General features: G+C 64.3%; 13 protein-coding genes and 3 pseudogenes. 8 read left to right on the forward strand and 8 right to left on the reverse strand.

The genetic code is table 11. From position 1 onward, the window contains the following. Positions 1 to 102: 102 nt before the first annotated feature. Positions 103 to 618 carry a PepSY domain-containing protein gene (locus DEIPH_RS06590; RefSeq protein ID WP_034355746.1) on the reverse strand — a complete coding sequence of 172 codons (516 nt, stop codon included), beginning with the start codon at positions 616 to 618 and terminating at the stop codon, positions 103 to 105. Between the two features lie 442 nt (positions 619 to 1060). Between DEIPH_RS06590 and DEIPH_RS06595 the strand changes: the two genes are divergently transcribed. Next, complete coding sequence (locus tag DEIPH_RS06595; protein ID WP_034355749.1) at positions 1061 to 2260, forward strand: polysaccharide deacetylase family protein; 1200 nt, start codon at positions 1061 to 1063, stop codon at positions 2258 to 2260. Then, entirely contained in the window at positions 2257 to 2838 is a 582-nt protein-coding gene (locus DEIPH_RS06600) for a DedA family protein (protein WP_034355751.1), read from the forward strand. The genes DEIPH_RS06595 and DEIPH_RS06600 overlap by 4 nt, the downstream gene beginning before the upstream one ends. 93 nt (positions 2839 to 2931) lie before the next feature. On the opposite strand, the gene DEIPH_RS20785 is transcribed toward DEIPH_RS06600, so the two are convergent. From DEIPH_RS20785 to DEIPH_RS06615, 4 genes are all read right to left on the reverse strand, one after another. Further along, positions 2932 to 3066, reverse strand: coding sequence for a hypothetical protein (locus DEIPH_RS20785; RefSeq protein ID WP_267134647.1), 135 nt, complete (start codon positions 3064 to 3066; stop codon positions 2932 to 2934). A gap of 72 nt (positions 3067 to 3138) precedes the next feature. Beyond that, complete coding sequence (locus tag DEIPH_RS06605) at positions 3139 to 3393, reverse strand: hypothetical protein (protein ID WP_034355754.1); 255 nt, start codon at positions 3391 to 3393, stop codon at positions 3139 to 3141. Between the two features lie 151 nt (positions 3394 to 3544). Continuing rightward, positions 3545 to 4342 (reverse strand): COG4705 family protein, encoded by a 798-nt coding sequence (locus DEIPH_RS06610; RefSeq protein WP_034355757.1) that lies wholly within the window; start codon positions 4340 to 4342, stop codon positions 3545 to 3547. Positions 4343 to 4408: 66 nt separating this feature from the next. Next, complete coding sequence (locus DEIPH_RS06615; RefSeq protein ID WP_034355760.1) at positions 4409 to 4762, reverse strand: ComEA family DNA-binding protein; 354 nt, start codon at positions 4760 to 4762, stop codon at positions 4409 to 4411. A gap of 170 nt (positions 4763 to 4932) precedes the next feature. On the opposite strand from DEIPH_RS06615, the gene DEIPH_RS06620 reads away from it, so the two are divergent. From DEIPH_RS06620 to DEIPH_RS06625, 4 genes and pseudogenes are all read left to right on the forward strand, one after another. Then, positions 4933 to 6213: an NRAMP family divalent metal transporter gene (locus DEIPH_RS06620; RefSeq protein WP_051517208.1), complete on the forward strand. Its 1281-nt coding sequence runs from the start codon at positions 4933 to 4935 to the stop codon at positions 6211 to 6213. Positions 6214 to 6445: 232 nt separating this feature from the next. After that, positions 6446 to 6583 (forward strand): annotated as a pseudogene (locus tag DEIPH_RS20945) (helix-turn-helix domain-containing protein); the annotation flags it as partial. Continuing rightward, a complete protein-coding gene (locus DEIPH_RS20950) occupies positions 6534 to 6812 on the forward strand; it encodes a winged helix-turn-helix domain-containing protein (protein ID WP_407636503.1) in 279 nt (92 codons plus the stop codon). The pseudogene DEIPH_RS20945 and the gene DEIPH_RS20950, both read left to right, overlap by 50 nt. Next, entirely contained in the window at positions 6767 to 7348 is a 582-nt protein-coding gene (locus DEIPH_RS06625) for an IS630 family transposase (protein ID WP_152544843.1), read from the forward strand. Before DEIPH_RS20950 ends, DEIPH_RS06625 begins: the two co-directional genes overlap by 46 nt. Positions 7349 to 7354: 6 nt before the next feature. On the opposite strand, the pseudogene DEIPH_RS19220 reads toward DEIPH_RS06625, so the two are convergent. Together DEIPH_RS19220 and DEIPH_RS20955 are read right to left on the reverse strand one after the other, a co-directional pair. Continuing rightward, positions 7355 to 7723 (reverse strand): annotated as a pseudogene (locus tag DEIPH_RS19220) (transposase); the annotation flags it as partial. A gap of 53 nt (positions 7724 to 7776) precedes the next feature. Beyond that, positions 7777 to 8496, reverse strand: a pseudogene (locus tag DEIPH_RS20955) (transposase). Between DEIPH_RS20955 and DEIPH_RS21015 the strand changes: the two are divergent. Continuing rightward, positions 8380 to 8688, forward strand: coding sequence for an IS1/IS1595 family N-terminal zinc-binding domain-containing protein (locus tag DEIPH_RS21015; RefSeq protein ID WP_456072959.1), 309 nt, complete (start codon positions 8380 to 8382; stop codon positions 8686 to 8688). The pseudogene DEIPH_RS20955 and the gene DEIPH_RS21015 overlap by 117 nt on opposite strands. Before the next feature lie 99 nt (positions 8689 to 8787). Beyond that, entirely contained in the window at positions 8788 to 9108 is a 321-nt protein-coding gene (locus DEIPH_RS20960) for an IS1 family transposase (protein ID WP_081790828.1), read from the forward strand. 22 nt (positions 9109 to 9130) lie between these two features. Here the strand turns inward: DEIPH_RS20960 and DEIPH_RS06630 are convergent, their stop codons facing one another. Further along, a complete protein-coding gene (locus DEIPH_RS06630) occupies positions 9131 to 10051 on the reverse strand; it encodes a cation diffusion facilitator family transporter (protein WP_034355767.1) in 921 nt (306 codons plus the stop codon). Positions 10052 to 10355 lie beyond the last annotated feature (304 nt).

Raw genomic sequence — 10355 nt, forward strand, 5'->3', positions numbered from 1 at the left:
GCTTTGCCGCCGGACTGGACCGGGAAACGGGGGGCGCGGCACGCACGTGGGGGCAGCACAGATGAGCGCCGGGGACCGTTCCGCCCCGGCGCTCGCTCTCACTTACTGGCCGCTGTTGGTTTCGCCCTGTTCGTTGTCCTCCTGTCCGTTCTCGCTGTCGGCAGCCTCCTGGTGCAGTACCCGGCCGTTCCCAGCATCGACAACCACCCCGGTCTTGCCGATCACGACCTCATAGACCAGGTTGCCGTTCTCGTCTTCGAGCTTGACGCTGCCGACGGTGCCGGGCACGGCAGCTTGAGCGGCCTGGCTGGCCTGCTGGGGCGTGATGCGGGCGAGGGCACGAAGCTGGGCTTCTTCCTGGGCGTCCGGCAGTTCCGTGCCCTGCTGCTCGGCGGGGAGTTGGATGCTGCTCTTGTAGGCCGGGGTCTGGTCGTCCTGCGTTTCCGCGTCGTTGTCCCCCGTGTTCTGGCCCTCAGCGTTCTGGCCCCCGCTGTTCTGGCTCTGCGCCGTCCCGGTCGGGGCCGGGGTGGTCTGGGCGAAAGCGTAACCGGCCAGCGGAACGCCGACGGCGGCGGTGGTGGCGAGGATGAGCAGGATGTTGCGGGTGTTCTTGTTCATCAGTGATTCTCCTTGTGTGGAGGTGAGGCCCTGTGCTTCACCTGCGGCCAGGATGCCTGTACTCGGTATAGGGACGGTATAAATTCCGTTCAGCACGGGTAAAGTGGGATTTAACCATGCGGTATAGCAGGGCGGCACCGTGCCAGGCTACGGCTTTGACCTCTCACTTGAACCGGCCAACGACACGAATCCCGAACTCGCCCTGCGGGATGCCATGCCGGGGCAGACGTGCGGGTTATTCAGGTGCGGGGACCGCATCTGCCCAGGGGAACATGAACGCCGCCCTCGGGCGTCAGATCGCGCGCTTCTTCAACACCCATCCCTGACCGCACGGGTCACACGGGAGCCGGAGCGGGTGAGGGGCGCCTGCCTCAGAGCGTGCAGGAGGCGCTGAAGTGGGGGGCTATACCGGCCGTTAAGGTGACACCCTTAGACTCCGGCCATGCGCCTCCCCGTCCCGCTGCTGACCGCTGCCCTGATGCTGTCCGTCGCTGCCGCGCAGCGTCCTGGCCCGCCGCCGCCCGTCGCGCTGCCCGGACAGGTGCAGCCGCTGGCCCCCGGCACACGGGCCGCCCCGACCCTCCCCACGCTGAAGCTCACCCCCGCCATCCCCGAGGTCCGGAAGGTCGAGGTCCTGGACAACGGCTTTATCCGGGCAGCGCATGCCCTGGTCCTGCTTCCGCCACAGGACGTCTCCCCCCAGCGTGCCCTGACCCTGGCCGTCCAGAGCGTGCAGGCGACCTACCGCGCCGACCCGCCGCTCGCGGAAGTGGACGTCAGCGTATACCGCGCGGACACCTACCGGGGCTTCGGCGGCCCACTGCCGCTGCTGACCCTCTCGGTGCCGCGTGCACGCCTGGGCACCTTCCAGAGCGAAATCACGGCCGACACCTACGACCGCCTCTGGACCCCGGAAACCATGGAACGGCCCGAACCACCCGGCTCGCCCGTGCGTGAACCCGAACGCCTGCTGGTCTTCGTGGGCACGCAGGCCGAGTTGCTGAAACAGCGGCTGGAACAGAGCCTCGCTCAGGTGCGGGGTGGCGTGCGGGGTGGCCTGCTGTTCAAGGGGAACCCGGCGCAACGGCAGGTGGCCCTGACCTTCGACGACGTGCCCCACCCGCTCTACTTCCCGTTGGTGTTGGACCTGCTGAAGCGGGAACATGCCCACGCCACCTTCTTCATCATCGGGCGCAACGCCGAAGCCTACCCTTACTTCATCCGTGACCTGGTCCAGGAGGGGCACGAACTGGGCAACCACACCTATCACCATGTCCGTCTGCCCCACCTGACCGACACGCAGATTCGCGCCGAACTCCAGTCCACCAACGACCTGCTGACCCGCCTGACCGGGCAACCCGTGCGCTTCTTCCGGCCGCCCGGTGGGGAATACAGCCAGCGCGTGCTGAACATTGCCCGGAGTCTGGGAATGACCACCGTCTTCTGGACCGACGATCCGGGCGACTTCCAGAATCCGGGGGTGGAGACGGTGGAGGCGCGCTTCACCCGGCACCTGCGGCCCGGCGGCATCATCCTGCTGCACGACAACGCGCCGGATGGCTTGAAAGCCCTGCCTGACCTGCTACAGGTGGCGCGGAAGAAAGGCTACCGCATCGTGTCTGCGGGAGCGCTCGTCCGGTGAATCTGAACCTCTGGCTCTCTGGTCTGGACCCCAGGCTGCTGAACGCCGCGACCTTTGGTCTGCTGACGCTGGAAGGGGCGGGGATTCCCGGCGTCCCCGGCGTCCTGCCGATGCTGGCGCAGTCGGCCCTGATCGACGCGGGCCGCACCACCCTCGCGGCGGCGCTGACCTGGGGCGTGCTGGGCAACTGGCTGGGCAGCCTGCTGGGGTACGCAGCGGGCCGCTGGGGGGAACGCTGGCTCCCGCCGCGCTGGCGGGCGGCCATCCGCCAGCCGCGGAACCTGGACCTGCTGGAACGCTGGGGTGCGCCGCTGATTATCGTCAGCCGTACGGTGGGCAGCCTGCGGACCCCCGTGACGTTGGTGGCGGGCATGACCCACTTTCCCTTCTGGCCCTACCTGCTGCTGAGCCTGCTGGGAGCGTTCGTGCATGTCGGCGTGTGGCAGGTGGTGCTGTGGCGCTTTGGCCCGGCGGTCCTGCCCCACGTCGAACGCTGGGGCGCGGAGATTCTGGCCGCCGTGTTGCTCGTGGCGCTGCTGGTCTGGCTGCTGCGCTTGAAGGTACGTTCGCAGGCATAAAGCAGTCAGGTCCACCTCCTGCCCCTCATCTCTCCTATCCGCTCAAATAGCGGCCTGTCCAGCACAAAAACGCCGGATAGGCTGCTATCGGTATCAACGGTAGTTGCCGGTCTGTGCCACCCGAAGCTTGCGAACCAGCTTGCCGCTGCGGGTGTCGAACACGTAGACGACGTTGCTGTAGCGCACCGAGAGCCACAATTGCTTGCCGTCCGCCGAGACGCTGCCCATATCGGGACTGCGACCCCCTGCAATCCGCCATTTGCCCGTCACCTTCGTGTGGCGAAGTCCAGCACCCTCACGCTACCCTCGCCCCGGTTCGAGACGAAGAGCCGCGTCCCGGCTATCGATCCCGAAGATGTCCTGAAGATCGGCGCCCACATATGCGAAGCGGTGAATCAGGGGCTGAGCGCCCGTCACCCACGGCAGAGTCCGCAGGGTGGCGAGGTGCTCCCCAGCGGGGGCGTCCGCGTTACCGGTCGCGTCCGCCCCGTTGGTCAGCACCGCGTCCACCCGCACCTGATCGTTATAGGTGGCGTTGAAGATCGAGGTGGACACCGCGAAGGCGGTGGCGAGGGCGAAGAGCGCCGCGCATCAACAGCGTCATGTCCGTAGACCCAGGACGTATAGGGCCGGTATAGCGAAAAAGAAGCTTCACCCGGTTCCTGATCCACGGGAACCGGGTGAAGCGATGGTCTGGTGTTCTTCGTTACGCTGCCTCGCGCAGCGCGATCTGATCCCGCCGGGTCATGGTCAGGTAGGCGACGATGGCGACCGACCCCACCAGGAAGATCAGGCTGGTGGTCGTGGTGCCCAGCCCCAGGCCACCGACATCCCGCCCCTGGGAGAGGTAATCCCCGATGGAGGCCCCCAGCGGACGGGTCAGGATGTAGGCCAGCCAGAACGTCAGGACGCCATTCACTCGGAAGGCGAAGTGCGCCAGCGCGACCAGCGCGATCATCCCGCCAAAGATCAGCGCCGAGGGCAGATAACCCAGTTGGAGCTGCTCGGCCATCAGGTCCCCCGCTGCTGTCCCCAGCGCGAAGGTGAACAGGACCGCCAGCCAGTAGAACGCCTCGCGCTTCGGCGTGAAAATGCTGTGGATGGAAAGCGTCCCCTCGCTGCGGGACCACGCCAGGAAGGTGGCGATCAGGGCCACGCCGAAGGCTCCGGTGCTGACCCACAGGCTGACGCCGAAATTGTCGGTGAGGTTGTCGGTGATCAGGGTGCCGACCACGCTGATCAGCATGACGGCCAGCCAGTACACGGGGGGGACGTAGCGGCGCGTGCGGAATTGCCAGATGAGCGCCGCAATCAGCAGGACGCCCATGATCAGCGTGGTGCCGGTCAGCCCCAGGTGCAGCCGCATGTTCAGGTAGTCGGCGGCCGTCTCGCCAATGGTGGTGCAGAAGATCTTGACGATCCAGAACAGGGCCGTGACTTCTGGGACCTTGCTCCAGAAGGTCCGTGGGGCAAGGGCCGGTTCGGTGGTCAGGCTGGAAGTCATGCGTTCACCCTTTCTGCGGCGGTGGGGAGGTCCGGCAGCGGCTGGGGCTGAACAAAAGGGAGCGTGTCAGCTCCCCTTTTTGTTCAGCCCTCCTCGCTGGCTCCAGAAGGTGAGGCTGGCCTTGTTGTCATTCCAGAGCCGGTGGCCGATCACCTCGATCTTGCGCGCGAAGTCGTTGCCGTCCTTGAAGGGCCGGTTGGCGACGATATACTTGGCAATGGTCGGGGACACGCCCTTGAGACACTGGAGGTCCGCCATGCTCGCCCTGTTCAGGTTCACCTTGGCCTTCAGGACCTGCATGCAGCGATTCATGCCGCTCATGGGCTTGGCCGGGGTCTTCGCGGTGGAGGTGCTCTGGGCACCAGCCAGACCGGCGGCGAGGACAGCGGCGAGCAGGACAAAGTTCGTGCAACGGTTCATGGCGACCTCCTGGGGTGGGTTGCACCTGCCTGGGCAGGCCCGACCACCTGGAAAGCACTTTCCGTCACTTTCGTATAGAGCCGGTATAAGCCGGTGCTGCGGCGGCCTCCTGACATGGCCCCAGCCTCCGGCGGAATAGCATGGGCCGCGCGAAGGAGGCGGCCCTCATCATGGAAACCCCAGAAAGAGAAATGGAGCGCCGCAAACCAGCACCCTGGTGGCGCCTGCTGGGACCGGGCCTGATTACAGGGGCCTCCGACGACGATCCGAGCGGGATCGCCACCTACTCTCAGGTCGGCGCACAGTTCGGGTACGGGCTGCTGTGGACCCTGCCCTTCTCACTCCCCCTGATGGCGGCCACCCAGGAAATCAGCGCCCGCGTGGGCCGCGTGACCGGGCATGGCCTAGCGGGCAACCTGCGCCGCCACTACGCGCCGGGCTGGCTGTACGCACTGGCAGGACTGCTCCTGATCGCCAACACCATCAATCTGGGGGCGGACCTGGGGGCGATGGGCGTGGCCCTCAAACTGGTCATCGGCGGCCACGCCCACCTGTACACCCTGCTCTTCGGCGTCTTCTGCCTGCTGGCGCAGGTGTTCATTCCCTACCGCGCCTACGTCCGCGTGCTGAAGTGGCTGTCCGCGGCCCTGCTCGCCTACGTCACGGTGGTCTTCGTGGTGCGGGTGCCGTGGGGCGCGGTGCTTCAGGCCACCTTCGTCCCGCACCTGGTCCTGTCCGCCGCGTACCTCCAGGGGCTGATCGCTCTCCTGGGCACGACCATCAGCCCGTACCTGTTCTTCTGGCAGGCCTCGCAGGAGGTGGAGGAGATCAACACCACCCCCGGGGCCGAGCGCCTGACCCGCGCGCCCAGCCAGGCCCCGGGGCAGTTTCACCGCATCCGGGTGGACACCTACGCCGGGATGACGTTCTCGAACGTGGTGGCGTTTTTCATTACCCTCACCGCCGCCGTGACGCTGCACGCCCACGGCGTCACCCACATCCAGACCGCCACCGAGGCCGCACAGGCCCTGGAACCCCTGGCGGGCCGCTTCACCTTCCTGCTGTTCAGCCTCGGCCTGATCGGGACCGGACTGCTGGCCGTCCCGGTCCTGGCCGGTTCGGCGGCCTATGCCGTGGGCGAGGCGCTCCACTGGCCGGTGGGCTTGCAGCGCAAGCCGCTGGAAGCGCGGGGCTTCTACGGCGTGCTGACGGTCGCCACCCTGCTGGGGATGGCGCTGAACTTCTCGCCTGTTGACCCCTTGCAGGCCCTGTACTGGGCGGCCATCGTGAACGGCGTGGGTGCCGGACCCGTCATGGTGATGCTGATGCTGCTGGCAAATAACCCGCGCGTGATGCGGCAATTCGTCATCCCCCGGGGGCTGCGCGTGGTCGGCTGGTTCGCCACCGGCGTCATGCTGGCCGCCAGCGTGGCGATGTTCCTGACCAGTTGAACCCGCAGCAAGTTGCTAAGTACAGCTACGGAAGTTGTGCGGGGTGTAAGGTAGGGTTCTCACCGTACCGAGGAGGTCGATATGCACCCTTTCGGTTGCCGCCCCCATCTGCCGAGCAGCTTGAGGAACTCGAGCACCTGTACCGTACTGGGGAGGGGCATCTCCGCATCCGAGCCCTGATCGTCCTGCTCTCGGCAGAATAGCAGCGGAAGGTCGCTGAGACGCCGTGCTGGTGCGGTATGACGAGGAAACGGTACGCCGCTGGTTGCACCGCTACGTCGCCGAAGGGCTTCAGGGCTTAGCAGACGCGCCCCGGTCTGGTGCTCCGCCCAAAGTCACAGCGGAGTACCGCGAGAAGCTCCTCAGCGTGGCCCGCGACTCGGCCACGCGCCCTGGACCTGCCATTCTCGCTGTGGACGGGATGGCGCTTGGCCGACTATTTGGCGGAGTTGACCGGAACCCGGCTGAGTGCGGTAAGCGTTTACCGCTTGCTCCATCAGGGGGGAATCCACTTCAACCGACCACAGCACACCATCACTAGCCCGGACCCCGAATACACCGTCAAAAAAAAGCGGTCGAGGAAACCCGCGACCAGTTGAAGCCTGGGGAGGTCTTCTACTACGCTGACGAGTTCAACATCAGTTGGTTGCCGACCTTACGGGCGATGTGGAGTCCCGTGGGTCAGCAGGTGATGGTCCCGACGCCGGCGCAGCCAGTGCGCCGATATGGGATTGGGGCCGTGGACTATCACACCGGGGAGACGGTCGTGCTAACCCGTACTCGAAAACGCCGCAAGGAGATTGCCGAGCTTCTCCAGCAACTGCTGGAGAAGCATCCCCACGAACGAATTTACGTTGCCTGGGACAACGCCAGTACCCATCAGGACGAGGAGATCGAGGCGGTGGTCAGAGGTGCGGCTGGTCGCCTGGTGTTGCTGTACTTGCCCACCTACAGCCCTTGGCTCAACCCCATCGAGATGTTGTGGAGGCACTTCCGCCGGGAGGTCACCCACTGCGAGTTGTTCGAGAACATCGAGGCCCTGCTGGCAGCCTCACAGGCCTTCTTTGAGCGGTACAACCACAGGCTCGGCGGCGTTCGGTCCATCATCGGCTCCCATCCCGCACAACTTCCGTAGCTGTACTTAGTGGAGTGATTCAGAGGAAGGTTGGGCGTTTTCTGAGGGTAATGTGACTGGGAGATAACGTTCACAGAAGCGCTTGATGTTGTCGAGAATGTAGTCGGCCAACCTCGTCCACACGAACGGGGGCGGTGTTTCGTTGGTACGGGCAATGAACGCTTCAATGGCCTGTTCCAACTCATCCTTCGACTTGAAATTCCCACGCTTCAGTTGCCTCCGGCTCAGCAGCGCGAACCACGACTCCACCAGGTTCAGCCACGACCCACCGGTCGGCGTGAAATGGAAGTGGAAGCGCGGGTGGGCAAGAACCCAGTCCTGAACGACCGTGGTCTTGTGGGTGACGGAGTTGTCGAGAATGACGTGTATCTCAAGTTCCTGCGGAACTTGAGTGTTGACGACGTCTCAGAGCGTGTTTCAAAAGGGTGTCAGCAGGGGTCAAGACGGCGAAGCATGAGGCGGATATTGGCGAGATAGCACCAGGCTTCGGTGGTTTGAGGACGTCTCTCGAAATCCCTGGACCGCCGACGAGAACGGGTCAACCAGGCCAAGGAACGCTCTACGACCCAGCGTCTGGGCAAGACCTGAAAACCGCGTGCGCCCGGTTCCGGGCGCACGCCCTCGATCTTCCACCCGCACAGGGCCCTGACCCAGCCTCCCAAGCCTGCTTGATACCCACGGTCCACCCACACCAGTTCGATGTGGGGAAAGCGATGTCTTGCCGCGTTCAGTACAAACTATCCGCCGTTGTGATCTTGGACGTTCGCGCAGGTAACGAGGACGAACAGCAGCAGGCCCAAGGTATCTACCGAGACGTGCCGTTTGCGCCCGATCAGTCGCTTGGCGGCATCTCTCCCACGTGATCCGGCGTGTGGAGAGCACCGGACCGACTGTGTATCCAAGAGGGCCGGCACTGGGTTCGGCGCTGCGCCCACAGGCGCAGCGCATCTTCTGCACCAGGACACGGTTGATCGCGGCCCATGTCCCCTCCTGGTGGTGGGTTTCGCGGCATGAGGGGCGTTCAATGAAGCATGAACGGTCCTGATGGCCCAGCGTGCGGTGGTGTCTCCACCGTCAAAAACGGTCATGCCCACACCGGAAGGCAGCGTTACCTGTGCCGGGTCTGCGGTCACCAGTTCACCCTCCATCCTCCACAACACCGGATTTCAGCGGAAACCGAGGCGTTGGTGGACCGGTTATTGACTGAACGCATCTCCCACCGAGGCATTTGTCGGGTCACGGGGGTGAGTCGCTCCTGGTTCCGTCTGCACCTGATGAAGCTGGGGAAGAGCGTCCATCACAGCTTCCAACAAACTGACGAACCAGCAAAAAAAGCGTGAGCACTCCAGCATCAGCGCCGCTGGTGCTGGAGTGCGACGAGTTATGCACGTTCGTGGGTCGCCAGGACCGACGGCTGTGGATTTGGCTGGCGATGGACCATAGACCAGACCACCCGACGAATCGTCGGGTGCTTCATCGGGCAGCGAGACGCACCAAGCGCCTTTGGACTCTGGCAAAGCCTCCCCACGCCCTACCTGGATGCTGTCTGTCACACCGACGGCTTGCGGGAATACCGGAGTGTGGTCTTCGGGGCTTTGCACCGACTCGGAGGAACTCAGCACATCGAACGTTTCAATGCCACCCTCCGCCTGAGATTGGCTCATCTGGTGCGCAAAAGCCTGTCGTTTACCCGCAGTCAGGTCAACTTCGAAACCCTCGTCTGGCTCTTCCTCCACCGCTATAATGCGTCATTACCCTAACAGCCACAACCCCCCAAGACACTCAGGCCCACTTGGGATCGGCGGTAAAGGACACCGTGAGCCAGAGTTGCGTGCCCGCCTCGTCCAGATCACGCTTGATCTCCTCACGAATCCGGTCGAGACCCGCCACGCCCGATACCTCAAAGTTGGCGGGCGTGATGATGTTGATGTCGATGTAACGCACCCGCCCGGATTTGGCGACGTAACTGCGGTAGTCCTGAAAGCCGTAGCGCTGCCCGATCTCGCTGAGCACCGCATGGACCTGGGTATCAAGCTCCACGGGTGCGATCAGAAAGACCTCCCGCAGGGCACGCCGCACGATGCCAAACGGCACCGGGAGCAGGAGCAGGGCCAGGACCATGACGATCACAGGGTCCACGTAAGGTGCGAGGGACTCTCCTCCCGTGGCGCCAAGCAGGGCAGCGATGGCGAACCCCACGAAGATCGCGGCGGTCAGGACGCCCTCGATCAGCCACTCACGCGCGTCGATCCTCAGTAATTCCGAGTTCATTCCCCGGCTGGCCCGAAGGACGTACAGGTACATGACCAGGCTGGCGATGCAGGCGAGGAGCGTGTAGGCACTCGCCACCCCCACCTCGACGGCTTGGCCTCCACCGCGCAGACCATTGACCTCGTTCACAAAGGCGACCAGACAGATCAGGCCCATCACCGTCCCGTTGAAGGCGCTGACCAACGGTTCCAAGTGCCAGTAGCCGTACTGGAAACGGCGGCTGCCCCCGCGTGCCACCAGCTTGGCGACCAGCAGAGCCGCCGAGGTCATCAGTACGTTGACACCCGAGAAGAAGCCGTCGAAGATGATGGACTCGGAACCAACCCAGACCCCGACGAACAAGCCCAGGACGGCGAGCGCCACGGTCAGCCAGATGGAGAGCCGGAGCACCTGCTGCTCTCGTCGGGTATCGGAAGAAGAGGACAGGGTCATTCAGCATCCTTTTGACAGGTAGAGGGCCGCGTCACGTCTGACTCCCTGGATTCGGGCCGAAGCGCCTCTTCAGGAGCATAGAGTGCCACATCGGCTTGGTCCCGTTCTGCTGAGTTCCCAATCAGGGCTTAATGCTGAGGTATTTTCAGGTCGACGGGTAATAACCACATTCGCCCGAGAACACCCGTTAAGGCGTTAAAACCTCTGCCCGTCAAGCAAGTCCCGGCTCTACACCTCATGTCCCAACGCCGTTTAGGGCCTGGGGCTTGCGGGGCAAAAATAGCGTGCTGAGCGCATAAAAAGA

Origin of the sequence: Deinococcus phoenicis, assembly GCF_000599865.1 — a bacterium.
Lineage (GTDB): Bacteria > Deinococcota > Deinococci > Deinococcales > Deinococcaceae > Deinococcus > Deinococcus phoenicis.